Annotated in this window: 20 protein-coding genes and 1 tRNA gene; 13 read left to right on the forward strand and 8 right to left on the reverse strand. The window is 44.0% G+C overall.

Annotated elements, in window-relative coordinates; all coding sequences use genetic code 11:
* The first annotated feature begins 18 nt into the window (after window positions 1–18).
* On the forward strand, window positions 19–528 hold the full coding sequence (locus tag BUC10_RS10650; protein WP_073179356.1) for a DUF456 domain-containing protein: 510 nt from the start codon (window positions 19–21) through the stop codon (window positions 526–528).
* On the opposite strand, the gene BUC10_RS10655 is transcribed toward BUC10_RS10650, so the two are convergent.
* Complete coding sequence (locus BUC10_RS10655) at window positions 520–1,074, reverse strand: nitroreductase family protein (protein WP_073179358.1); 555 nt, start codon at window positions 1,072–1,074, stop codon at window positions 520–522. The two genes, BUC10_RS10650 and BUC10_RS10655, sit on opposite strands and share 9 nt — an antisense overlap.
* A gap of 46 nt (window positions 1,075–1,120) precedes the next feature.
* Window positions 1,121–2,008, reverse strand: coding sequence for a LysR family transcriptional regulator (locus BUC10_RS10660; RefSeq protein ID WP_073179361.1), 888 nt, complete (start codon window positions 2,006–2,008; stop codon window positions 1,121–1,123).
* 78 nt (window positions 2,009–2,086) lie between these two features.
* On the opposite strand from BUC10_RS10660, the gene hutH reads away from it, so the two are divergent.
* The 8 genes from hutH to BUC10_RS10700 all read left to right on the forward strand — a co-directional run bounded on the left by hutH (window position 2,087) and on the right by BUC10_RS10700 (window position 13,006).
* Window positions 2,087–3,664, forward strand: coding sequence for a histidine ammonia-lyase (gene hutH / locus BUC10_RS10665; RefSeq protein ID WP_073179364.1), 1,578 nt, complete (start codon window positions 2,087–2,089; stop codon window positions 3,662–3,664).
* Between the two features lies 1 nt (window position 3,665).
* Window positions 3,666–4,901: an imidazolonepropionase gene (hutI, locus tag BUC10_RS10670; RefSeq protein WP_073179367.1), complete on the forward strand. Its 1,236-nt coding sequence runs from the start codon at window positions 3,666–3,668 to the stop codon at window positions 4,899–4,901.
* A 2-nt stretch (window positions 4,902–4,903) separates the two neighbouring features.
* Window positions 4,904–6,913, forward strand: a complete 2,010-nt coding sequence (locus BUC10_RS10675; protein WP_073179369.1) for a urocanate hydratase — start codon at window positions 4,904–4,906, stop codon at window positions 6,911–6,913.
* Between the two features lie 5 nt (window positions 6,914–6,918).
* A complete protein-coding gene (gene hutG, locus BUC10_RS10680) occupies window positions 6,919–7,890 on the forward strand; it encodes a formimidoylglutamase (protein WP_073179371.1) in 972 nt (323 codons plus the stop codon).
* Between the two features lie 228 nt (window positions 7,891–8,118).
* A complete protein-coding gene (locus BUC10_RS10685) occupies window positions 8,119–8,346 on the forward strand; it encodes a hypothetical protein (RefSeq protein ID WP_084732623.1) in 228 nt (75 codons plus the stop codon).
* 10 nt (window positions 8,347–8,356) lie between these two features.
* Window positions 8,357–8,638 carry a type II toxin-antitoxin system RelE/ParE family toxin gene (locus tag BUC10_RS10690; protein WP_073179374.1) on the forward strand — a complete coding sequence of 94 codons (282 nt, stop codon included), beginning with the start codon at window positions 8,357–8,359 and terminating at the stop codon, window positions 8,636–8,638.
* A 105-nt stretch (window positions 8,639–8,743) separates the two neighbouring features.
* A complete protein-coding gene (dinB, locus tag BUC10_RS10695; protein WP_073179376.1) occupies window positions 8,744–9,958 on the forward strand; it encodes a DNA polymerase IV in 1,215 nt (404 codons plus the stop codon).
* Between the two features lie 39 nt (window positions 9,959–9,997).
* Window positions 9,998–13,006 carry a DNA polymerase III subunit alpha gene (locus BUC10_RS10700; RefSeq protein WP_073179379.1) on the forward strand — a complete coding sequence of 1,003 codons (3,009 nt, stop codon included), beginning with the start codon at window positions 9,998–10,000 and terminating at the stop codon, window positions 13,004–13,006.
* A gap of 2 nt (window positions 13,007–13,008) precedes the next feature.
* Here BUC10_RS10700 and BUC10_RS10705 read toward each other — a convergent pair whose 3' ends face one another.
* The 6 genes from BUC10_RS10705 to BUC10_RS10730 form a co-directional block, all read right to left on the reverse strand.
* Window positions 13,009–14,187 carry an acyl-CoA dehydrogenase family protein gene (locus BUC10_RS10705; protein ID WP_073179381.1) on the reverse strand — a complete coding sequence of 393 codons (1,179 nt, stop codon included), beginning with the start codon at window positions 14,185–14,187 and terminating at the stop codon, window positions 13,009–13,011.
* A 55-nt stretch (window positions 14,188–14,242) separates the two neighbouring features.
* Window positions 14,243–14,956: a tRNA1(Val) (adenine(37)-N6)-methyltransferase gene (locus BUC10_RS10710; protein ID WP_073179383.1), complete on the reverse strand. Its 714-nt coding sequence runs from the start codon at window positions 14,954–14,956 to the stop codon at window positions 14,243–14,245.
* A complete protein-coding gene (locus BUC10_RS10715) occupies window positions 14,953–16,380 on the reverse strand; it encodes a sulfatase family protein (RefSeq protein ID WP_073179385.1) in 1,428 nt (475 codons plus the stop codon). Before BUC10_RS10715 ends, BUC10_RS10710 begins: the two co-directional genes overlap by 4 nt.
* A 48-nt stretch (window positions 16,381–16,428) precedes the next feature.
* Window positions 16,429–16,956 (reverse strand): ribosome maturation factor RimM, encoded by a 528-nt coding sequence (gene rimM / locus BUC10_RS10720; protein ID WP_073179387.1) that lies wholly within the window; start codon window positions 16,954–16,956, stop codon window positions 16,429–16,431.
* Window positions 16,957–16,968: 12 nt separating this feature from the next.
* Entirely contained in the window at window positions 16,969–17,571 is a 603-nt protein-coding gene (locus tag BUC10_RS10725) for a 30S ribosomal protein S16 (protein ID WP_073179390.1), read from the reverse strand.
* A 118-nt stretch (window positions 17,572–17,689) separates the two neighbouring features.
* Entirely contained in the window at window positions 17,690–19,108 is a 1,419-nt protein-coding gene (locus BUC10_RS10730) for a sulfatase family protein (protein ID WP_245812814.1), read from the reverse strand.
* A gap of 195 nt (window positions 19,109–19,303) precedes the next feature.
* On the opposite strand from BUC10_RS10730, the gene dnaE reads away from it, so the two are divergent.
* The 4 genes from dnaE to BUC10_RS10750 all read left to right on the forward strand — a co-directional run bounded on the left by dnaE (window position 19,304) and on the right by BUC10_RS10750 (window position 25,324).
* Window positions 19,304–23,689, forward strand: coding sequence for a DNA polymerase III subunit alpha (gene dnaE, locus BUC10_RS10735; RefSeq protein WP_073179392.1), 4,386 nt, complete (start codon window positions 19,304–19,306; stop codon window positions 23,687–23,689).
* Window positions 23,690–23,794: 105 nt separating this feature from the next.
* Complete coding sequence (gene trxA / locus BUC10_RS10740) at window positions 23,795–24,112, forward strand: thioredoxin (RefSeq protein ID WP_073179395.1); 318 nt, start codon at window positions 23,795–23,797, stop codon at window positions 24,110–24,112.
* Between the two features lie 81 nt (window positions 24,113–24,193).
* Complete coding sequence (locus tag BUC10_RS10745; RefSeq protein ID WP_073179397.1) at window positions 24,194–25,123, forward strand: DUF58 domain-containing protein; 930 nt, start codon at window positions 24,194–24,196, stop codon at window positions 25,121–25,123.
* A 127-nt stretch (window positions 25,124–25,250) separates the two neighbouring features.
* Window positions 25,251–25,324, forward strand: a tRNA-Asp gene (locus BUC10_RS10750).
* The last annotated feature ends 57 nt before the right edge of the window (window positions 25,325–25,381 follow it).

The following is a 25,381-nucleotide window of genomic DNA, read 5'->3' on the forward strand; positions in this document are numbered from 1 at the left end:
TCATAACCAAAAGATCGTATGGACATAGCTTTGCTGATTTTGGGTTTTATCTTAATGCTGGTTGGTATTCTGGGCAGTTTTCTTCCTGTACTTCCAGGTCCACCCGTAAGCTGGGTCGGACTTTTGTTGCTGTATCTTACCAAAGCGGTACCAGATAATTGGTGGATTCTTGGCGGCACGCTAATACTGGCCCTTGGCATTACAGTACTGGATTATGTCATTCCCGCAGCAGGAACTAAAAAATTTGGAGGAAGCAAGGCTGGTATGTGGGGTAGTATCATCGGTCTGTTAGTTGCCATTTTTGTGCCTATTTTAGGGCCTTTTGGCATTATTATCTGGCCTTTTGTGGGTGCCTTGGTGGGAGAACTGCTGAATAAGGCCGATCAAAAAACCGCCATGAAGGCCGCCTTTGGGTCTTTTATTGGCTTTTTGACCGGTACTTTTTTAAAATTTGTGATTACCGCAGGTTACTTCGTCTTTTTCATAGTTGTGGCCATAAAATATGCAGGAGATATTTTCTCATTCTAACCACTGCACTTTCTCCTCCATCGGTCTGCGTTCAGCTGTTGGAAGTTCGCCATCATAATGCCCCATATAAAAGAAGCCCAAACACTTTTCGCCTTCGTTCAAATCCAAAAACTCGTGCATATATTTGATCAATCCAGGTGAGCTCCAATAGCAGCCAATTCCTAGTTCAGTACAGCTCAACCACATATTTTGAACGGCCATGGCCGTTGCAGCCAACTCTTCCCATTCTGGAAGGCTTTCTTCGGGGTCTCTTTGCATGCAAATGGCTATCACCGCACCTGACCTAACGGGGTTTTCCTGCAGTTTTTTTATTTTAACCTGCTTGGGCTTGGCATCTATCTCCTGGTATTTTTTTGCCAGAAATTGTCCCAACTCCCCTCTTTTATCGCCCATGACCACTTTAAACCTCCAGGGTTCTGTCTTCTTATGATTGGGCGCCCAATTGGCCGCTTCCAATAACTTTTCAATGGTTTCTTTTGAGATGGGCTTGTTGTTGTATTGTGCTGGAAATACACTTCTTCGGTTCTGAATCAGGTCAAAAATCATCAATAGCAATTTAGAATCATAAAGATACGCTTCAAGCTTATTCTATCTAAGGTTTCAGCAACAAATCCATACAATTTTTGAGTGCCGGGTTCCTGTTATCCTCTTTCCAGACCATGGAGAGTACTGCCCGTTGTTTGATACGTTTCAGTTCAATAAACTTCACCTTCATTTGAAATCCGTCCTGCAGTGCGGTCGGTACAATGGCAATCCCCAATTTGTTTTCCACCAACTTGAATATGGTCTGGGCATGCACCGATTTATGCGAAACCTTTGGACTAAATCCGCCATCCTCACAAATACTGATTACCGTATCGTAATATAGTGGACTGTAATCTTGGGAAAACAGAATGAAATCATCTTCCGAAACCTGCTTGATATTTTTAAAGGTACTTGCATCCAAAGGATGGTCTTGGGGCAATACCAAGGAAAAAGTATCCTCGTACACCGGTTTTAACTTGAGTCCCTTCGGCACTCGCGAAAGCCGCACAAAGCCAAGGTCCAATTGATCGTGCAAAATGTCACGGATTTGGGCCCTATTCGACAGTTCTTCCAGACTGGTGTGTATCAATGGAAATTCCTGTTTTAAGTCCAGCAGTAAATTTGGCACTACATTCTGCATAGCTGAGCCCAAAAACCCAATCCGTATTTCTCCCAAATGACCTTGATCAATCAATTTGAGCTGTTTTTTGGTCTGTTCCAAATGATTGAGTATAAACTCCACCTCTCCTTTAAGATAGGCCCCTGCCGGGCTCAACCTAACCTTTTTTTTGTCTCGAACAAACAGCTGTGTGCCAAGGATTTCTTCCATTTGTTTGATTTGCGTACTCAATCCCGGTTGGGAAATGAACAACTTTTCTGCTGCCTTTCTGAAGTGCAACTCCTCTGCAACAGCAAGGAAATACACAAAATGCCGTAATTCAATTTGATAATCCATAGTTATTGATTCATACAAAAATAAGTATTGGTAATTATTAAATTGTCATGGTACCTTTATCTTTTTAATGTACTAATTATGCAACTCCCTGAAACATTTCATTTTGGAGAAGAACATTTAACAGCCGGCATCGCCTTGGGTATTGCTAAAGGAGCGGTTAAGGGAGTTTTCTCTGAAAACTGTCTTCAAAAAGTGAGGACAAGTAGTCAACGTGTGGAAAATATTGTGGCCAAAGGTGATACAGTCTATGGTATCAATACCGGATTTGGTCCCTTGTGTAACACCAAAATATCGAGGGAGGATACCAAAATATTGCAATCCAACATCTTGCAAAGTCATAGTGTGGGCGTGGGGGAACCCATATCCCAAAAACTGGCCAAGCTTATGTTGATTCTAAAAATCCATGCCTTGGCCAAAGGGTATTCCGGAATCGCGGAAACCACCCTACAACGGATGTTATGGCATTTGGAAAATGATGCTATTCCGGTCGTGCCATCCCAAGGTTCTGTAGGGGCCTCTGGCGATTTGGCGCCGCTCTCCCACTTATTCCTGCCATTGATTGGTTTGGGAAAAGTCGACTACAAAGGCGAAGTTATTCCAACAGGAGAGTTGTTTGTCAAAACCGGGTTGAAGCCATTGGAACTGGGTCCGAAAGAAGGGTTGGCTTTAATCAATGGCACCCAGTTTATTGCCGCCCATGCCGTGCTGGTGCTTCAAAAATTGCAATACGCACTCCGTCATGCCGATATTATTGGAGCTATGATGTTGGAGGGGCTACAGGGATCCATGAAACCGTTTCATGAAAAGTTGCATGAGGTTAGACCCTTCAAAGGTAATCAGCATGTTGCCGGCAGAATTCGCACCTTACTTCAAGGTTCCGAAATCTTGGAAGATCATATAGATTGTGAACGGGTGCAGGATCCCTATTCCTTGCGGTGTATGCCCCAGGTTCATGGAGCTTCAAGAAACGCCTGGCTTCACCTGAAAGAACTTTTGGAAGTGGAGTTAAACTCGGTTACTGATAATCCCGTTATCATAGATGACGAACTCACTATCAGCGGTGGAAACTTTCACGGTCAACCCCTGGCAATGGCTCTCGATTATGCCGCTCTGGCTGCTTCGGAATTGGGAAATATTTCGGACCGTAGAATCTATCTCGCCCTTGAGGGGAATAGCCCCGGTGTGCCCAAATTATTGATGCAAGACACCGGAATCAATTCTGGATATATGATCTTACAATACACCTCAGCAGCTTTGGCCAGCGAAAATAAAAGTTTGTGTTTTCCTGCAAGTGCTGATAGCATTCCCACCTCTCTGGGGCAGGAAGACCATGTAAGTATGGGGTCCATCAGCGGCAGAAAAGCATTGCAGATCATTGAAAATGTTGAAAAGATTCTCTCCATTGAATTGTTGACCGCGGCCCAGGCCTTTGAATACAGAAAACCACTTAAATCAGGGGTTGTTCTGGATGAAATCCATAAATTCATAAGAACCAAGGTATCTTTTGCTGAAAATGATCGGGTATTTGCCGATGATATTGAAATGGGAATAGCGACCATCCAAAAAGGCGAGATCATTGATTTGGTGGAAGGCGTAATGAAAAGAAAGAATTTAGAATGGAATACCCCCCATCAAGAAGCATTTGAAACATACTAATATGAACCAACCTGTTTTAATCGGCCCTTTTTCACAACTGTTGCCCATGTCGGGCTTACCGCTAAAAGGTTCGTTATCGGACACACAACTTCCCCTTATTGAAAATGGCGGAATTGTAGTTTCGGAAGGAAAAATTATCAGAATCGGGGTCTTTGAAAACCTCAAGTCCGAAGTAGATCATATCCATCGGATTGAAGGGGAACAAGTATGTTTACCTGGATTCGTGGATGCCCATACCCATATTTGTTTTGGTGGGACAAGGGCTCGGGACTATGCCCTAAGAAATGCAGGAGTATCCTATTTAGAAATTGCCAAAGCAGGAGGTGGAATTTGGGATACCGTGACCCAAACCCGGAAGGCAACACAAGCAGAATTAGAACAGGGCATCCATACAAGGGCCAAAGTTCATCTGCAAAGCGGAACCACCACTATTGAGGTTAAAAGCGGATATGGTCTTTCTGTCCAAGAAGAACTAAAAATGCTTCGGGCCATCAAAAATGCCAACAAAACCCAAGTGGCCGATTTGATTCCGACTTGCCTTGCAGCTCATATCAAACCTAAAGATTGGGAAGGTGAAGGTCCCTATTTAGATGAAATCATCTCAAAACTATTTCCTGTCTTAAAATCGGAAAACTTGGCACACAGGGTAGACGCCTTCGTGGAAGACAGTGCATTTACTCCTCAAGAAATTGAACCCTATTTTCAAAAGGCAAGGGAATTGGGCTTTGACATTACGGTCCATGCCGACCAATTTACAACGGGTGGTAGTGAAGTCGCCATAAAATTCAATGCCATCAGCGCAGATCATTTGGAGGCTAGTACGGAAACAGAAATCCAACTGTTCGCCAACAGCAATGTCATTGCAACCGCTTTACCAGGTGCTTCTTTGGGACTAGGCTGCGATTTCACTCCAGCACGTAAAATCTTGGATGCCGGTGGAGCTTTGGCCATTGCCAGCGACCACAATCCGGGTTCCGCGCCCATGGGAGACCTGCTGACCCAGGCCAGCATTTTGGGAACCTTTGAAAAACTCTCCAATGCAGAGGTTTTGGCCGGAATCACTTTTAGGGCCGCCGCCGCTTTAAACCTTTCTGATAGAGGAACCTTGGACCCGGGAAATCTAGCCGACTTTGTAACCTTCCCAACATCCAACTATCAAGAAATTACCTATCACCAAGGGCAATTAAAGCCATCTTCCGTTTGGAAAAAAGGCCATCAAGTTTTTGAAAATCAGTAATCATGGAGCCAAAAGATTTTAAATCACAAATCCTACAGGGTATCCCGGAACAACTTCCCCCATCAAGACCTTATCCCGAGAGAGGAAATCCTGCACCAAAGCGAAAAGACATTTTATCCCAAGAGGAAAAAAAGTTGGCGGTTCAAAATGCTTTGCGATATTTTCCAAAAGCATGGCACCAAGAATTGGCCAAAGAATTTGCTGAGGAATTAAAAACCTATGGCCGAATTTATATGCACCGGTTCAAACCGACGTACAAAATCTATGCCCGACCCATATCTGAGTATCCTTCTCAATCCCAACAGGCCGCTGCCATCATGCTCATGATTCAGAATAATCTGGATCCCGCTGTTGCCCAACACCCTGAAGAATTGATTACCTACGGAGGCAATGGGGCTGTGTTCCAAAACTGGGCGCAGTACCTACTGACCATGAAATATTTGGCCGAGATGACCGAAGAGCAAACCTTGCATATGTATTCTGGTCATCCCATGGGACTGTTTCCATCGTCCAAGGAGGCGCCTAGGGTCGTGGTCACCAATGGAATGATGATTCCCAATTATTCCCAACCCGACGATTGGGAAAAATTCAACGCTCTGGGCGTGACCCAATACGGGCAAATGACCGCAGGTTCATACATGTATATTGGGCCCCAAGGCATTGTACATGGAACCGCCATTACGGTAATGAATGCTTTTAGAAAGGTTTTGGACAAAGGAGACAATCCAAAAGGCAAGGTATTCCTCACCGCAGGTTTGGGAGGAATGAGCGGAGCCCAACCCAAAGCCGGAAATATCGCCGAATGTATCACTGTCTGTGCCGAGGTGAATCCCGAAGCTGCCAAAAAAAGACATGAACAAGGCTGGGTAGATGAGTTATGGAGTGACATTTCAGAACTTGTCCAAAGAACACGAAAGGCCATTGCACAAAATGAAACGGTCTCCCTGGCTTATATTGGAAACATCGTAGAAGTCTGGGAGCAGTTTTATAGCGAAGATATATTTGTTCATCTAGGATCTGATCAAACTTCATTGCATAATCCTTGGGCCGGAGGCTATTATCCGGTTGGCCTGTCTTTTGATGAGGCCAATGTAATGATGGCGGAAGACCCATCAGCATTCAAAGAAAAAGTGCAGGAATCACTCCGAAGACAGATAACGGCCATCAACAAGCATACGGCCAAAGGAACCTATTTCTTTGATTATGGCAACGCCTTTTTGTTAGAAGTTTCCCGTGCCGGCGGCGATGTTATGGCGACAAATCAAATCGATTTTAGGTACCCTTCCTACGTTCAGGACATCCTGGGCCCCATGTGTTTTGACTATGGTTTTGGCCCGTTCCGATGGGTATGTACTTCCGGCAACCGAAAAGATCTCCAAAAAACGGATGCCATAGCCCTGGAAGTAATGAAAGCTATCAAGGGTGAAGCTCCGGAAGAAATCCAGCAGCAAATGCAGGATAACATCAAGTGGATAGAAGAAGCAGAACAAAACAAATTGGTTGTAGGTTCACAGGCCCGGATTTTATATGCCGATGCCGAAGGGCGGACAAAAATTGCGGAAGCTTTCAACCAAGCCATTTCCAAGGGAGAAATCACTGCCCCAGTAGTTTTGGGAAGAGATCATCATGATGTGAGTGGAACCGATTCGCCCTTTAGGGAAACCAGTAATATCTACGATGGCAGTAAGTTCACCGCCGATATGGCCATCCATAATGTTATTGGTGATAGTTTCAGAGGTGCCACTTGGGTTTCCATCCATAATGGTGGAGGCGTTGGTTGGGGCGAGGTAATGAACGGGGGATTTGGAATGGTTCTCGATGGAACCGAAGAAGCTTCCCGTCGCTTACAAAACATGTTGTTCTATGATGTGAACAACGGAATTTCCCGAAGAAGTTGGGCCAGAAATGAGGAAGCACTGTTTGCCATCAAACGGGAAATGGAACGCACTCCAAATTTAGAGGTAACTTTGCCCAACTTGGTAGAAACCGATATTTTGGACCATCTCTTTTGAACGGAATGAAACATTATTTGGCACCGGACACAACTATTTGGAAAGGGCGTATCAGCAATAAAAGCCTATATCTTCACGAAAAAGTGAAGTGCGTTTCCTTGTCCGACATTCCTGAGCCGCCAAAAAAATCCATTACGCTTCTGGGTTATGCCTGCGATGAAGGCGTAAAACGAAATCAAGGTCGTGTTGGGGCCGTAAAAGGTCCAGAAACCATTAAAAATAGTCTTGGAAAAATGCCCAATCACCTGCCCAGTACAGTTCAACTGTATGATGGGGGAAGTATTACATGTTCCAAGGGAGATATGGAAGCTAGCCAAGAAGCACTGTCAGCTGCCGTTGCTTCCTTGCTTCAAAAAAAGCAGTTCCCCATTGTTTTGGGAGGAGGACATGATGTGGCCTACGGACACTACCATGGTATTAAAAATTATCTCGATTCCAAAAAAGAAGGCCAAACCATAGGCATTATTAATTTTGATGCGCATTTTGATTTGCGCCAAAACACCCATAACAACAACTCTGGCACGCCCTTCTATCAAATTGCAATGGAATGCGAAAAGGAGAATACCGATTTTAAGTACCTGTGCTTAGGCATCCGAAAAGATGCCAACGACCGGTCTCTTTTTCAAACGGCCAAGGAACTGGATGTTACCTATGTACTTTCCGATACTTTCCAAATTCAGTTTTTGGATGAGATCAACACTTGGATACACGCTTTTATCAAAACTGTAGATCATGTTTATCTGACCATCGATTTGGATGGGTTTTCTTCTGCCTATGCACCCGGAGTAAGTGCCCCCTCACCTATGGGCTTTACGCCCCACATCGCGCTGGAATGCCTCAAAACCATCATTGGTTCAGGGAAATTGATCAGTATGGATATTGCCGAAATGAACCCGAAATACGATGTGGATGGGCAGACGGCAAAACTCGCCGCTTCGTTGCTACACCATGTAGTGGACACCTTGTACAAGGCATAAAAACCCTATAAACAAAAAAAGCCTTCCAAATGGAAAGCCTTTCATTGGCGAGCATCATCCGATGCCTCAACCTGATTCCAATCGTATAGATTGAAATCCAACACAACGCGACAAAGATAGGGATGATTTTTGACAAATAGCGCCAGACAGTGTAATTATCATTTGTATATCATTTGTATATCATTATGATATACATTAGATTTGTTTACTACCTCAATCCAAAAAAAGATGAAAACGAAACAGGTTGCCCTACGTTTTGATGAAGAATTGATTGAACTTGTTAAGGCAAAAGCAAAAGCGCAACGCAGAAGCCTTAATAATTATATTGAGTTCTTACTCTATAATGACGTTGGCAATATTCCCAATGAGGAAACCAAATCCGCAATTGAAGAGGCAAGGAATGGTGAAGACCTGTCTCCAATCGACGATTTAGACAAGTTCCTAAACGAGCTTTAACCAACACTGCATGTACCAATTAATCCCTACAACCCGGTTTAAAAGAGATTTAAAGAAGGTAAAACACAACGAAAAAGATTTTAAACTGACCACCGCGGTTCTCAAGGTATTGCAAGCAAAAGGGATTAAGGGTATTCCGCTCAAAATGAAACACCACAAACTTGCAGGAAAGTACAGTGATAATTGGGAATGCCATATCAAACCCGACCTACTCATTATCTGGATTCAAATAGAATCCCCCAAAGTCATCAAGCTTATTCGGATTGGCAGTCATTCAGATTTATTTAAATAAGACAATCCCAGAGTATTTTCTAAAGATCTCTTGAGTTTAATTATTTGGATATTTTCCATTTTTTAGGAATTATTCCATATTTTAGCTTCCCTCCTAAACTAAACAATGAAAAAGACCATTTTACACATGGACTTGGACACATTCTACGTCTCTGTGGAACGCATCATCAATAGTGAGTTGAAGAACAAGCCCTTATTGGTGGGTGGCACCAGTGACCGAGGCGTAGTGGCTGCTTGCAGCTATGAGACCCGGGGATTTGGGGTGCATTCCGGCATGCCCATGAAAATGGCCAAAGAACTTTGTCCGGACGCTGTGGTAATCCGTGGCAATGCAGGCACCTACAGCAAATATTCCGATGTGGTAACGGATATCATCAAGGAACACGTGCCGCTTTTTGAAAAATCCAGTATTGATGAATTCTACGCGGATCTTTCTGGAATGGATCGTTTTTTTGGTTGTTACAAATACGCCACGGAAATGCGCCAAAGAATAATCCGGGAAACCGGATTGCCCATTTCTTTTGGTCTTTCTGTAAATAAGGTCGTTTCCAAAGTGGCCACCAATGAGGCCAAGCCCAATAATCAGCTTAAAATCGATTTTGGACTAGAAAAACCTTTTTTGGCACCCTTATCCATCAAAAAAATCCCCATGGTGGGTGACAAAACATATCAAACATTAAGAAATTTGGGTATCCGACAGGTCAGGACCGTCCAGGAGATGCCCATGGATATTATGCAGCGGGTCTTGGGTGCCAATGGAAGGGTCATCTGGAAACGGGCCAACGGCATGGACAATACCCCTGTAATTCCCTTTCACGACCGCAAGTCTATTTCCACCGAACGTACTTTTGACCGTGATACCATTGATGTGGCCAAGCTCAAAGGTATTTTACTTGCCATGACCGAAAATCTGGCCTTTCAATTGCGCAGGGGGGATAAGCTTACAGCTTGCATTGCGGTAAAAATCCGCTATTCCGATTTCAACACTTACTCCAAACAACTTCGGATTCCCTATACCAGTGCAGACCATATCCTTATCCCAAAAATCCTGGAACTGTTCAATGTCCTGTACAACAAACGTATGCTGGTCCGTCTCATTGGAATCCGATTTAGCCATTTGGTTTCGGGGAATTACCAAATCAACCTTTTTGAGGATACAGAGGAAGCTTTGAACCTATACCTGGCCATGGATCATGTACGGAAAAGATTTGGGAGTCGCAGTGTATTGCGGGCCTCTGCCATGGGAGCAAGGACCATTGGAAGCATGCACAATCCCTTTAATGGGGAACCCCCTGTGGTGTTAGCCCATCGGAAACAATAAATAATAGGTGATGGGGAACTAAAAATGAAAAATTGATAATTGTACTTAAACTGTCACACATATTACAGCATGCGCTATGGCACTTTCTCGGAGCTGGAACTCTTGGAATTGGCCCAACAAAACCATGTTACCCAATTGGTGCTGACCGATATCAACAACACTTCTGCCTGTTTAAATTTCGTCCGTAAGGCACCCGAATATGGTATCAAGCCCATTTTGGGAATCGATTTTAGAAATGGCGTACAACCGTGTTTTGTGGGAATTGCCCAAAACAATGAAGGGTATCTGGAACTAAACAATTTTCTATCGCATCATCTCCACAACGAGCTGGAAATACCACAAAGGGCACCTGTCTTTAAAAATGCAGTTGTCATCTATCCCTTTGAACAGGTCTTGCTCCACGAACTGGAGGAATTTATGGATCATGAATTCATAGGGATTTCGATTCAAAACCTTCGGAGGTTGCCGTTCTCCAAATTGGTGAAGCTGAAACCTAAATTGGTTTTTCAGCAACCGGTCACCTTTCGAAACAAATCCGATTTTAATAGTCATCGTCTGCTCCGTGCCATTGACAACAATGTGCTTTTGAGCAAACTTCCAAAGCAAGAGGAAGCAAATGAAGATGAAAAAATGTTCCCAATGCAAAATGTGGCCCTAGCGTTTTCCGAGTACCCCTTTATTTTAGAGAATACCGAAAGATTGTTGAACCGCTGCCATATCCATTTTGATTTTTCCAAAGGCCGGAAACCCCAAAACCTCAGCAGCTATTTGGGTAGTGTGGAAGAAGATGAACAGCTCATTGAAAAGTTATGCAACAAAGGGCTTTCTTATCGATACAAAGAGATTACCGATTCCATTCAAAATCGACTGGACAAAGAGCTAGGGCTTATCAAAAAAATGGGATTTGTATCCTACTTTCTCATCAATTGGGACATTGTATCCGAAGCCCATCGAAGAGGGTTTTATTATGTAGGCCGTGGTAGCGGTGCCAATAGTATTGTGGCCTACCTGCTCCGTATCACCGATGTAGATCCCATGGAATTGGACCTTTATTTTGAGCGCTTCATCAACCTATATCGGGCCAACCCACCAGATTTTGATATTGATTTTTCTTGGCGGGACCGGCCGGCGATGACCGAATACATTTTTAGACGTTTTGATCATGTAGCCCTTTTGGGCACTTATGTCACTTTTAAGGAACGGGGCGTTATCCGGGAACTGGGTAAGGTCTTTGGGCTGCCCAAACAGGAAATCGATTTCTTGGTAGAGGGCAGGTACAACCCAAACCAATTGGACAGCATGTCCAAACTTGTCCTAAAATACGGAGGACTTTTAAAGGGCAAACCCAATTACTTGAGCATCCATGCGGGTGGTATCCTGATAAGCGAAAAACCCCTACACTGGTTTTCGGCCACCCATCTCCCTCCAAAAGGATTTCCCACCACCCAATACGATATGGTGATTGCCGAGGATGTCGGTCTTTATAAGTTTGATATTTTGGGGCAACGCGGACTGGGAAAAATCAAGGAGGCTTTGGAAATCGTGGCCTATAATCAACCGGAGAAACACAAGGACATCGATATCCATGACATCCAGAGCTTTAAAACGGATGATATCATCAACAACCTCATTAAAACCGCCCAGTGTATGGGTTGCTTTTATGTAGAATCGCCCGCTATGCGCATGCTACTCAAAAAATTGGAGGTGGACAATTATTTGGGTCTAGTGGCAGCCAGTTCCATTATTCGTCCCGGCGTGGCCAAAAGTGGCATGATGCGGGAGTACATCCTACGCCACCGGAATGAGGGTCGAGCCGAAGAAAAGGCCCATCCTGTAATGCTGGACATTATGCCCGACACCTATGGGGTAATGGTCTATCAAGAAGACGTCATCAAGGTGGCCCACCATTTTGCAGATTTGGATTTGGGCGAAGCCGATGTGCTCCGTAGGGGAATGAGCGGAAAGTTCCGTTCCCGGGAGGAATTTCAAAAGGTAAAAGACAAGTTTATCTCCAATTGTAGGAAAAAAGGATATGCGGATTCGCTCATTTTTGAAATTTGGAACCAGGTGGCCAGTTTTGCAGGTTATGCCTTCGCAAAAGGACACTCCGCTTCTTATGCTGTGGAAAGTTATCAAAGTTTGTTTCTACGTGCTTACTATCCATTGGAATACATGGTGGCCGTGCTTAACAATGGAGGTGGGTTCTATCGCTCCGAATTTTACATCCACGATGCCCGAATGATGGGCGCTACCATTCATGCGCCTTGCATCAACAACAGTGCTGTTGCCAACCGTATCCAAGGCGCCCACATTTATTTGGGGATGCTATACCTTCGTGATTTGGAAAACAGGGTCATGGAACGCATCATCAAGGAACGAACCCTCAACGGAACGTTTGTTTCCTTGGAAGACTTTCTTGACCGAGTCCTCATTTCGGTGGAACAATTATCCATTCTTATCCGTATCGATGCTTTTCGTTTTACAGGAATCAACAAGCATAAGCTATTGTGGAAGGCCCATTTGATGCTTTCTAAAAATGACCGTTTGGAACACCCAAAGCTCTTCCCTCCGAGACATCAAAAATTTAAGATTCCCAAACTGTACACCACAAATCTGGAGACTGCCTTTGACCAATTGGAGCTTTTGGGCTTTTGTTTGTGCAGCCCGTTTGAGCTCTTAGTAGCACCTCCCAAAAATACCAATGGACAACGAGACCTAGAACGTTACCTTAACAAGCACATTGACATCTACGGGTATTTGGTCACCGTAAAAAACACGAACACCCATAGCGGTAAACGGATGCATTTTGCCACTATGGTAGACCAGCACGGAGAGGTGTTCGATACGGTACTCTTCCCACCCGTGGCCGCCAAATATTTTTTTAGGGGAAAAGGTATTTATCGCTTCTACGGAAAGGTGGTGAGTGAATTTGGGTTTTTGAGCATTGAGGTAATCAAAATGCAAAAACAGGATTATATCCCTGACCCACGTTATGCGGATATGAAAACGAGCAAGAAATTGCTCAAACCAAAAGCTGTAAAAGAATGATACTACTTAAAAGCCTGATGTCCTGTAATATCGGCTCCTGTGATCAGAAGATGGATGTCGTGGGTACCTTCGTAAGTGATCACACTTTCCAAATTCATCATGTGGCGCATGATGCTATACTCGCCAGTGATTCCCATTCCACCCAATATCTGTCGCGCTTCACGGGCAATCTTAATGGCCATATCCACATTGTTTCGCTTGGCCATGGAAATTTGAGCGGTAGTGGCCCTTCCTTCATTTTTAAGCTGACCCAATCTGAACGCTAACAACTGTGCTTTGGTGATTTCCGTAATCATTTCAGCCAATTTCTTTTGTTGCAATTGATAGGCCGCAATGGGCTTTCCGAACTGAACACGTTCCTTGGCGTAGCGCAATGCGGTATCATAACAATCCATGGCCGCGCCTATGGCTCCCCAAGCAATACCGTAGCGGGCGGAATCCAAACATCCTAAAGGTGCGCCCAAACCATTTTTTCCGGGAAGCAGATTTTCCTTGGGCACTTTTACATTATCAAAAATAAGCTCTCCGGTTGCCGAAGCTCGTAGCGACCATTTATTGTGGGTCTCGGGAGTTGAAAAACCCTCCATTCCACGTTCCACAATCAAACCGTGGATACGCCCTTCTTCATTCTTGGCCCAAACCACCGCAACATCGGCAAATGGTGAATTGGATATCCAAAGTTTGGCCCCGTTCAACAAAAAGTGGTCTCCCATATCCTTGAACTTGGTTTCCATCCCTCCGGGATTGGAACCATGATTGGGTTCTGTAAGTCCAAAACATCCCATCCACTCCCCTGTTGCCAATTTGGGTAAATATTTTTTGCGCTGTTCCTCCGTCCCATAGGTAAAAATGGGATACATCACCAAAGAAGATTGTACGGAAGCTGTAGATCGCACCCCACTATCCCCTCTTTCAATTTCCTGCATGATCAAGCCATAACTGATCTGATCCAGCCCAGCACCACCATACTCTTCTGGGATATAGGGACCAAAGGCTCCAATTTCTGCGAGACCGCCTATAATCTCCTTTGGAAACTCTGCCTTTTGGGCATAATCCTCAATAATTGGCGAAACATCCCTTTTCACCCATTGGCGAGCGGCATCCCGCACAAGTTTGTGCTCTTCAGAAAGTAAATCATCTAAGTTATAGTAGTCCGGAGCTTCAAATAAATCAGGCTTCATTCAGAAAAATTTTATCAAATGTACTAACGAAATATAACATTGCATTGATCAAATGTTACATTTTTAAATAAAACGCTTTAGTGAGTTCAATATAGTCCTTTGTATACACATGACGTTCATGTTCGATAGTCAATTCTGTGATAATTGGCCCACCTTCGTTCCAAGAAAATTCCATTAAACTCCGTTTAATCTCAGCGTCACCATTTCCCCTAACTCGGGTAATTCTATTCGCAAAAAAACCCAATGCTATCGCCAACCCAATAAGCTCCTTTTCCGAAACAGAAGGCGCAATAACAGCAAATGTTCCCGATTCCGAGAGAAGTCTGGACGCACCTTCAAAGAGTTCTGGAAATGGAAGCGAACTATTTTGCCGTGCCAAATCCCGTGTTGCATCCCCACTGGAAACTTCTTCAACATAAAAGGGAGGGTTGGAAACAATCAAATCATAGGTGTCTTCTATTTCATCCACAAACTCATCCAATCCGGCATGATAACAGAAAAGGCGATCGCCCCATGGTGAAGCTTCAAAATTTTCAACGCATTGCTCGTATGCATTTTCGTCCAATTCAATGGCATCTATGATTTCGGCCTGGGAACGCTGCGCCAATTGAAGTGCTATCAAACCCGTGCCCGCACCAATGTCTAAAATGGAATTTGGATTTTTATCCAATGAGACCCAAGCCCCCAGCAACACCCCATCCGTACCCACTTTCATGGCACACCGGTCTTGATGTATCGTAAATTCTTTAAATCTAAAAGGTTTGTTCATTCCAATCTTCCCGGCTCCCTTGTTTCGGTCCCTTCCAGTTCCAATAAAGAATCTCCAAGTCTTGTCCGCATGGTGTTTGCCAAAAGTTTGATTTCCTCGACCACCTCCGGATTTTCAGCAGCTACATTTTTAGTTTCACTGATATCATTTTCCAAATCGTACAGCTCAATTTCCTCCAAATCCACCATACGATAATCGCCAGGCTCCCCATCCCATCCCGGTTCTTGACCTTCCATGGTTCTATAGCGATGTGGAAAATACAGTTTCCATTTCCCGGAACGCACCCCGAACATTTCATTTACCCGATAGTAAAAGAAATACGCTTCCTGCACAGGTTCTTTTTGCTCTCCCGTGAAAACCTTGGCAATGCTTTTACCATCAATTATCTTTTCAGGCAGTTTGGCATTTGTCCATTCCGCTATGGTTGGCAATATATCAATCGCCATTACCGGGACATCCGTCACTTTACCTCCCTCCAATTTATTCGGATACTTTATGATAAAGGGTTCCCGTTGTCCGCCTTCCCAAGCTGTTCCTTTGCCTTCACGGAACGGAAGGGCGCTTCCCGCATGGTTGCCATACGAAAGCCAAGGTCCATTGTCCGATGTGAACATTACAATGGTGTTTTCCTCCAGCCCATTTTCCTTCAGCGCCTCCAAAATTTGGCCAACAGACCAGTCAATCTCCATGATCACATCCCCATACAGTCCCCTTTCCGACTTCCCTTTAAACTTATCCGACACAAACAGAGGAACGTGGGGTTGCGGGTGCGGTACATATAAAAAGAAAGGATTATCCGTATTTCTTTTAATAAAGTCCACGCTGCGTTCCGTGATTTGCGTAGTCAGCATGGATTGTTCCGTCAAGGTGTCGATAACGGTTTCATTTTCATAAAGTGGCAGGTCCGGGAAGTTAAAAATGGGTCCCTGTTGTGGGTGATAGGGCCACATATCGTTGGAATAGGGAATTCCAAACCATTCATCAAAACCGTGCCGTGTGGGCAAGAATTTTTTATGGTGTCCCAAGTGCCATTTACCAAAGATGCCCGTGGCATATCCCTTTTCCTTGAGCATTTCGGCCAAAGTGGTCTCGGAAGCATTGATACCATGCGTGTTATCCGGACCAAGTGCATTATGGATTCCGATACGATTTGGATAGCAACCGGTCAAAATTCCGGCTCTAGATGCGGAGCATACCGCTTGGGCAGAATAATAGCTTGTTAACCTCACCCCTTCCGAGGCCATTTTATCCAAGTTTGGGGTTTTGATGTTAGGCGAACCGAAAACGCCTACATCCTGATAGCCCTGATCATCGGTAAAAATCAGTACGACATTTGGAGGACCTACAGGTTTTTCTTTTTTTTCCTGCTTTTTTCCACAAGAAATGACACTTAAAACCAAAAGGAAAAGACTAATTCGAAGCATGGTTGGGATGTTAGGGTTTAAAGATAACCCATTACTATGAATCCATGATTACTGTAAATACAAATCCACCAAACCTTCCGGGGTCTTTACATGGATGGTTTTGGCCTCACGGTCTACTTTCGTAATAATGTCATCACTTATTGGAATCAGCAATTCCTTTCCATCCTTTTCAGCTTCGAACAATTCTTGTGAAGCACTGTCATTAACCGCCTTGATGATTCCTATATCGCCATGTGTCTCATCCAAAAGGGTAAACCCTATGACCTCATGAAAATAGAACTTGTCTCCTGTCAAAGGTGGGAGCATGGTCAAGGGCAGGTACAATTCAGATCCTATGATTTTATCGGCTGACGACTCCTCCTTCACCTCTTCAAAATCGATGCGAAGCAAAGCAGATTTGTGCAATCGGCAACGGTCAATAAAAAATGGAACCAGATTGTTTCCGAGAGAAACAAAAACTGATTCCATGTTTTCGTAGATTTCGGGTTCATCGGTATCCAGTTTCACCAACACCTCACCCTTAAAACTGTATCTTGAAACGACTTTGCCCAGGTAGAAGCAATCTTCCTTGCGCATCGTTAGAGTATTTTACTCTTCTTCCTTACTTGCCTCAGCAGCTGGAGCTTCTTCTGCCTCAGCAGCTGGAGCGGCTTCCTCTTTAGCTGGTTCTTCAACGGCTGCAGGCGCTTCCGCTGTTTCCGTTACCTCTTCGGCAACTTCTTCCACAGCCTCTTCTTCTACCTCTGGCAATGCAGCAGCGGCTCTTTTATCGCTTACTTCTTTTTCAGCTTCCAAAGCTTTGGCTTTTGCTTCAGCTTGTGCTTTGTCCAAACCGTCAACCTTGGCCGCAACGGCTTTTTCTTTTTCTTCTACCCAAGCCTTGAATTTTTCTTCAGCTTGCTCCTCGGTCAAAGCTCCTTTGCGAACCCCACCCAACAAGTGGTGTTTCAACAAAACACCTTTGTAGGAAAGGATGGCCCTGGCAGTATCCGTAGGCTGAGCTCCATTGTTCAACCATTTTACGGACCCATCAACATCCAAGTTGATCGTTGCAGGATTGGTGTTAGGGTTATAAGTACCTAACTTTTCCAAAAATTTACCGTCCCTTTTTGCTCTTGAATCTGCGGCAACAACCCAATAGAAAGGTTTTCCTTTTTTACCGTGTCTTTGAAGTCTAATCTTTACTGGCATATCACATTAATTTGTAGGGTGCCCGACCCTGGTTATTAATTCTTTTTTATTCGCTTGCTCTTTAAGCGGGTGCAAATATACTTGATTTCTTGTAATCCGCAATGGTATTGCGGACTTTCTATTCCCTTTCTGCCAATTGATCTTTGCCCCTCATCAATTTGGCCCGATGTGACTGGACCAGCTCTTTGATTTCTGTGATAACTTCTGGGTTTTCTTCGGCAATATTGAAGTGTTCAGAGGCATCATGATTCAGCTGATATAATTGGGGAGTTTCATGTTCTTCCCTATCCCCAAATTGTCCGTATGCACCCTGTGTAATAAAATGCGCCTTATAATCCCCAAGCCGCACGGCATACAGTTCCGTACCTCGATAATACATGATATGCTTCCTTGTACTTGAATCATGGTTCAACAAGGTTGGCCCCAAATCGTAACTATCCATAATCCGGTCCTTGGGGATTTCAACTCCCGCCATCCGGCTAAAGGTGGCGAACAAGTCCATAGTGGAGCCCAAGTCGGTTACCAGTCCAGGTTTGATAAATCCCGGACCCCAAAATATTCCGGGTTCGCGCATGCCACCTTCCCAAGTGGTTCCTTTTCCTGCTCTTAGAAGACCGGCACTACCACCGTTTTCCTTAAATGGCAGCCAAGGCCCGTTATCAGAGGTGAAGACCACGATGGTATTTTCATCCAAACCCTCATCTCTAAGGGTCTCCAAAATCAGCCCAACACCATGGTCAATTTCCTGAACCACATCACCATAAAGCCCTCGCTCACTTTTACCTGTTGCCTCTTCAGAAGCAAACAAGGGGATGTGGGGAAGATTATGTGCCAAATAAATAAAGAATGGCCCTTCTTTATGCTCTTTTATGAACTTAACCGTCTCATCACTATATCGTTTGGTGATGGTATTCTGATTGGCAGGTCGTTCAATAATTTCAGTGCCGCGAAGCAACGGAACATTGAAATGTTCTGTTTTAATGGCATCATCCTGTTGGCTCCAATAGTCTCCATTAGGATATTCGGCCACCCTGTCCATATCATTGGAATATGGAATTCCGTAATAGTAGTCAAACCCATGATTGGTGGGCAGGTACTGTTCTTTATGCCCCAAATGCCATTTACCGATGGCCGCGGTGGCATACCCTGCCTTTTTCAGTTGCTCCGCAAGTGTAATTTCAGTTTGCGGCAATCCATTTTTGGAATCGGGAAAAAGTACCCGATTTTTATTACTTGCCATCCCACTCCTCACAGGCAATCGCCCTGTAAGCAAAGCCGCCCTACTCGGCGTGCATACGCTAGCACCCACATAAAAGTTGGTCCATTTTTGACCTTCAAAGGCCATTCGATCTAAGTTGGGGGTATGAATGGTGGGATTACCATAACAACTTAGGTCCCCATAGCCCAGATCGTCCGCAAAAATGACTATAAAATTGGGTCGATTCTGACTTTGGGCATATAATTCTACGTTGCATAATCCCGCTATGGAGATTATTAAAATCAGCATAATATTTTGGGAAAAACGCGGTGGTTTCATCTATTGTAGTTTATCGGTGGCTATATATAAGACCTAAAAATAGGAAGAACGACATCAACTGAGGCGGAATTTATCCCGATAAACCACACTATCCCATGGATGGACCTCAAGTTGATAACTCCTAAAAACTAGTTTTTAATATACCTTCCTGTTTCTCTATTTTTAAAGGCTCATTTTTTTGATTGAAAATCGCCCATGTATCTAATTTTTGACACAGAGACCACCGGATTGCCCAAACGCTGGGATGCTCCCATAACCGATACCGACAACTGGCCTAGATGCGTTCAGATTGCCTGGCAACTTCATGATGAACTGGGGAATCTGGTAGAGCACAAGGATATGTTGGTAAAACCTGATGGATTCAACATTCCTTACGAATCGGAGCAGGTACACGGCATTTCAACAGCATTGGCAGAAGAACAAGGTATTTCGTTGCAAGAGACATTGGATGCTTTTAACGAGGCCCTATCCAAAGCCAAATTTATCGTGGGTCAAAATGTGGGTTTTGACGTTAACGTCATGGGCTGCGAGTTCTACAGACTGGATGTCAAAAATAGTTTGACATCGCTTCCCGTTTTGGATACCTGTACTGAGGCTACTGCCGAAATGTGCAAAATCCCAGGAGGTCGTGGTGGAAAATTTAAATTGCCGACCCTAACCGAACTCCATGAGCATTTGTTTGGGGAACCTTTCGCAGAAGCCCATAATGCCACCGCTGATGTTGAGGCCACCACGAGATGCTTTTTGGAATTGGTTCGGAACAGACACTTTTCAATTCAGCAGCTGGATGTTCAACCTGATTATTTTGAAAAGTTTTCAGCCGCCAACCCTCAGGAAATCGAACTTATTGGCCTCAAACACCTCAACCTAAAAAAGGCCTCCAAAGAAATTGCGGATGCACTTTGGGCCAAGGATACTGGCGGAATCTCCGAAGATGAAATCAACCAAAATGTTGCCCATCTTGCCGATGTACCTTTTGCACATTTGCACAACCACTCCCAGTTCTCCGTACTGCAGTCTACCATAAACATTAAAAGCCTGGTTAAATCAGCAGCTGAAAATGACATGCCGGCCGTTGCCCTAACGGACCATGCCAATATGATGGGGGCTTTTCATTTTGTGAAAGAGATAAAAGCCCACAACAAAGGTGTTAAGGAAAGAAATGCTGAACAGGAAGCCAATGGGGAAACTCCTTCCGAAAAAGAGATTACCCCAATTATTGGATGTGAATTTCATGTATGCGATGACCATACCAACAAGAATGTAAAAGACCACGGTTACCAAATTGTCCTATTGGCCAAGAACAAAAATGGCTATCACAACCTGGCCAAGATGTCCTCCATCGCCTATACGGATGGTTTTTATTACGTTCCCCGAATAGATCGAAAAATCATATCGCAATACAAAGAGGATGTCATGGTCCTCACAGGGAATCTGTATGGGGAAGTACCCAATAAAATTCTCAACACCGGTGAAAAACAGGCAGAGGAAGCCCTACTATGGTGGAAACAGGAATTTGGAGACGACCTATATATTGAAATAATGCGCCATGGCCAGGAAGATGAAGATAGGGTCAACCAGGTTTTGCTCCAACTGGCCAAAAAACATGAGGTAAAGTTAGTTGCCACCAATAACACCTATTACTGCGCTAAAGAAGATGCAGAGGCGCACGACATTTTATTGTGCGTAAAGGACGGCGAAAAGCAGACAACACCGATTGGAAGAGGTCGAGGTTACCGATATGGCCTGCCCAATCAGGAGTATTACTTCAAATCCTCAGACGAAATGAAGTCCCTTTTCAAAGATGTTCCGAAAGCCATTCTGAACATTCAAGAAATTGTGGACAAGGTGGAACCTTTTGATTTAGCCCGAGATGTTCTGTTGCCCAAGTTTGATATTCCAGCCGAATTTAAGGTTGAAGCAGATATGGCCGATGGCGGGAAACGTGGAGAGAATGCCTATCTCAAACACATTACCTATCAAGGTGCGGAAAAACGGTACGGCACCATTACAGATGAGATTACGGAACGAATAGATTTTGAGTTGGGCACTATCGAAAATTCTGGATATCCCGGTTACTTCCTCATTGTGGAGGATTTCATCAGGGAGGCCAGAAATATGGGTGTTTCTGTAGGCCCTGGCCGTGGATCGGCCGCAGGGTCCGTGGTAGCCTATTGTCTGGGAATCACAAATATAGACCCTTTAAAGTATGACTTACTTTTTGAGCGATTCCTTAATCCGGACAGGGTGTCCATGCCCGATATTGACATTGACTTTGATGATGAGGGGCGCGGCAAGGTCATGGATTATGTTATCGATAAATATGGGGCCAATCAAGTGGCCCAGATTATCACCTATGGCACTATGGCCGCCAAATCTTCCATTAGGGATACGGCGAGGGTGCTGGATTTACCCTTAAGCGAAGCGGATAGAATTGCCAAGCTCATCCCGAACATGTCCAAACTGAACAAAATATTTGGAGTGGACGAGGCAGACCTTAAGAAAAAGTTTCGTTCAGATGATCTGGATAAAATCCATCAACTCCTCAATATTTCTGAAGGCGATGATTTAGAAGGACAGACGGTCAACATGGCCCGAGTGCTTGAAGGCTCACTAAGAAATACGGGAATTCATGCCTGTGGGGTAATCATTACTCCGGATGACATTACCAACTTTGTTCCTGTTGCCACGGCGAAGGATTCGGATTTATATGTTACCCAATTCGACAACTCTGTTGTGGAGAGTGCAGGTCTGCTCAAAATGGACTTTTTAGGGCTTAAGACGTTGACGCTGATCAAGGATACGGTAAAAATAGTAAAAGCAAGAACCGGAGTGGAACTTGTTCCGGATGATTTTCCTTTGGACGATGAAAAGACCTATGAGCTTTTCCAACGGGGTGATACGGTTGGGATATTCCAGTACGAATCTCCGGGGATGCAAAAGCATATGAAAAACTTAAAACCTACGGTTTTTGATGATCTTATCGCAATGAATGCGCTCTACCGCCCCGGTCCTATGGAATATATTCCCAGCTTTATTGCCCGGAAGCATGGGGAGGAGGAAATCACATACGACCTTCCAGATATGGAAGAGTACCTTAAAGAGACCTACGGAATCACCGTTTACCAAGAACAGGTGATGTTGCTTTCCCAGAAGCTGGCAGGTTTCTCCAAAGGTGATGCAGATGTGTTACGGAAAGCCATGGGGAAAAAAATCTTCGCTCTACTGCAGAAACTAAAACCACAATTTTTAGATGGTGGGGAAAAGAACGGTCATCCTAGGGAGGTTTTGGAGAAAATATGGAAAGACTGGGAAGCCTTTGCTTCCTATGCCTTCAATAAAAGCCATTCCACCTGTTATGCGTATATCGCCTACCAAACAGCATACCTTAAGGCCCACTACCCCGCTGAGTATATGGCAGCGGTGCTTTCCAATAATATGAACGATATTAAGCAGGTGACCTTCTTTATGGAGGAATGTAAGCGGATGGGACTTGAGGTGCTTGGGCCGGATGTCAACGAATCCTATTACAAGTTTGCGGTAAACCAAAACAACGCTGTACGTTTTGGAATGGGGGCCATAAAAGGTGTTGGGCGTTCTGCTGTGGAAACCATTGTGGAAAATCGAAAAGAGGATGGTCCATACACCTCTGTTTTTGATATGGCCAAACGCATTGACCTGAGAGCGGCCAATAAGAAATCGTTCGAGAATTTGGCGCTCGCAGGAGGGTTTGATTCTTTTGGCGGCATCCATCGGGCCCAATATTTCCATGATGAGGGTGATGGTGTTGTTTTTCTGGAAAAGCTCATTAAAAACGCTTCCAGATTTCAGGAGAGTCAGAATGCATCACAACTGGACATGTTTGGTGAATCGAGTGAAGTTCAGATTCCTGAGCCTGTTGTTCCGCCTTGCGAAGATTGGGGCACTATGCAAAAGCTTAGGCGCGAAAAGGAAGTGGTGGGCATTTATATTTCGGGACACCCTCTGGACGATTTCAAAAAAGAAATCAAAGCATTTTGTAACACCGGTGTTTCCTTCGTCCATAATCTTGAGGACTATGTGAACCGGGAGCTTTCATTCGCTGGGGTCATTACCGACGTTCAACATCGAACTTCAAAGAATGGAAAACCCTGGGGCATTTTCACCTTGGAGGATTATACGGAATCCTATGAGTTCCGAATTTTTGGTGAACAATACCTGGAGCATCGTAAGCATATGCTTATCAATCATATGGTTTATGTCAGGGCTTTTGTAAAAGAAGGATGGGTGAACAGGGAAACAGGTAAAAAATCTGACCCACGATTGGAATTCAGGATGATCAAGATGATTCAGGATGTTATGGAGACCTTTGCCAAAAAACTGACCATCAAGCTGGACATTGCCCGTTTGCAGGAAAAGAGAATCCAAACCCTAAAAGATACACTTCGTTCCCATAAGGGCGACCATACCTTAAATTTTGTGGTCTACGAGATGCAGGAGGAAATCAAACTCAATCTATCCAGTAGAAAACAAAAGGTAAAAATCAATAGCGAATTACTTTCGGCCTTGGAAGAGAACGAGATACATTACAAATTAAACTAGGAGACGTATAACAAACGCTGATGGCACAATAATGAAAACGAATACCTTAGCAGTAAGGAAAGTGGGCATTATTTGACTAAATTTGCGAATATTAAAACAAATACAATGGCACTAGAAATAACAGATGCAACTTTTGATGACGTGGTACTTAAGAGCGACAAACCTGTAGTCGTGGATTTTTGGGCAGCTTGGTGCGGTCCTTGTAGAATGGTAGGTCCTATCATCGAAGAAGTAAGTCAAGAATATGAAGGCAAAGCGGTTGTTGGTAAGGTTGATGTTGATGCCAACCAGCAATTTGCAGCTAAATATGGAGTGCGTAATATCCCCACAGTATTGGTTTTCAAGAATGGAGAAATTGTAAATCGTCAAGTTGGGGTATCGCCCAAAAAGGTATATACCGATGCCATAGAGGCTGTGTTATAAACAAATTAATCCTAAAGGATTTTAAAAAAGGTTTGGCAAATGTCAAGCCTTTTTTGTTTTATATTGAGCCTGAATTTGATTATGGACGTAAGATCGGAACTTCATAAATCGCAGCTCTTCCAAAATCTGGAGTTGTTGGCCAACCAAATTGTGGAAGGCTTTATTAGCGGTATTCACAAAAGTCCGTTCCACGGTTTTTCAGCAGAGTTTGCGGAACATAAGATTTACAACCCTGGGGAGAGCACCAAACATATAGATTGGAAGCTTTTTGCTAAAACGGACCGATTGTATACCAAACGCTATGAGGATGAAACCAACCTCAGGTGTCATATGATATTGGACAATTCGACTTCCATGTACTACCCAAAAGTGGAAAATTTAGGAATTGACAATCTCAACAAGATTGGTTTTGGAGTACTGGCCATTGCTTCCCTAATGCAAATTTTAAAACGACAGCGAGATGCCGTTGGATTAAGTATTTATTCCGATATGTATGATTTCCATACCTCTGAAAAAAGTAGTGAACGACATTTTCAGATGCTCTATTCCAAACTTAACGAGGTTTCAAGGGTACTCAGTGCATCTCAAGAGACGAAGACTTATACCTTTCTACATCAAATTGCGGAAAAAATACATAGACGAAGTCTTATTTTTTTGTTTTCGGACATGTTCCAGACCGAAACTGAGGAAGCCCAGCTTTTTGAAGCCCTCCGGCATTTGAAGTACAATAAACACTCGGTCGTCCTTTTTCATTTGTTGGATTATGAGCATGAGCTTGAGTTCAATTTTGAAAATTCCCCGAAGCGTTATTTGGATGTTGAGACCGGGGCACATATTGATCTTTATGCCGAAAATATACGGGAGGTATATCAGGAAAAAGTGAAGCAGTACCAAGAAGGATTAAAACTTAAATGCGCGCAATACAAAATCAAATATGTTGATGTGGACGTGCGCTCCAATTTCTCGCAAGTACTCAACACCTTTATGATTGAGCGGCAAAAATTTGTTTAGCTCAATTTTTAAAAAATTCTTTTGTTGAATACGAAACGGAAATGTATATTTGCACTCGCTTTGCAAAAAGCAAATGAACAAGATTTGAATCTGGCTGTTGCCAGAGTCTGCAAAAGATAAAATCATTGGTCTGGTAGTTCAGTTGGTTAGAATACCTGCCTGTCACGCAGGGGGTCGCGGGTTCGAGTCCCGTCCAGACCGCTGAAAATTTATTAAATTTCAGCATAAAGCCTGTAGGTCAATGATTTACAGGCTTTT

The organism is Flagellimonas flava, from assembly GCF_900129665.1.
In the GTDB taxonomy this organism is placed as follows: Bacteria; Bacteroidota; Bacteroidia; order Flavobacteriales; family Flavobacteriaceae; genus Flagellimonas; species Flagellimonas flava.